At 36.5% G+C, this 756-nt stretch carries 1 protein-coding gene; it reads left to right on the forward strand.

The window, feature by feature from the left end; translation table 11 throughout:
- Positions 1-39: 39 nt before the first annotated feature.
- Positions 40-726 carry an IS6 family transposase gene (locus tag V7S50_RS34015; protein ID WP_242251478.1) on the forward strand — a complete coding sequence of 229 codons (687 nt, stop codon included), beginning with the start codon at positions 40-42 and terminating at the stop codon, positions 724-726.
- Positions 727-756: the final 30 nt, after the last annotated feature.

Consider the following 756-nt stretch of genomic DNA (forward strand, 5'->3'; position numbering starts at 1 on the left):
AGTTTACACTCTAGAAAAAAGGTACGAGGAGAATCACAAATGCGATATTTTAAAGGGAAACAGTTCAAGAAGGATATTATTTTAGTAGCCGTCGGCTATTATTGTCGTTTTTCTTTAAGCTATCGTGATGTCTCTGAAATTTTGAAAGAACGTGGTGTTTCTGTGCATCCTACAACCATTATGCGCTGGCTTCATGAATATGGGAATTTGATCTATCAAATCTGGAAGAGGAAAAACAAAAAGGTACAATCGTCGTGGAAGTTAGATGAGACTTATATAAAAGTGAAAGGAAAATGGTGTTACCTATGCCGTGCGATTGATAAAGAAGGGGACACATTGGATATTCAACTTCGGAAAAAGCGAGATCATCAGGCTGCCTATGCCTTTATGAAAAGATTGGTGAAAACGTTTGGAGAACCAGCGGTTCTCACGACAGACAAAGCCCCAGCATTACTTTGTGCATTTAAGAAGTTAAAAGAAGAAGGTCTTTATAAACACACAAATCATTGTACAATCAAATATTTGAACAATCTTATAGAACAAGACCATAGACATGTAAAACGACGTTTTGCTAAATCAGCCGGCTTTCAAAGTCTTCGCCATGCTTCGCGCACCTTGAAAGGAATCGAAACGATTCATGCTTTATATAAGAAAAACAGGAGTTTTAAACCAGACTCCTGTTTTTCGACGTACAGTGAATTACAAAAATTATTTATAGTTGCATAATAGTTAGTGAGAAATTTCTCATCTCATTTG

It is taken from the genome of Bacillus sp. CCNWLW194, from assembly GCF_037120585.1.
Classification (GTDB): domain Bacteria; phylum Bacillota; class Bacilli; order Bacillales; family Bacillaceae_G; genus Bacillus_A; species Bacillus_A basilensis.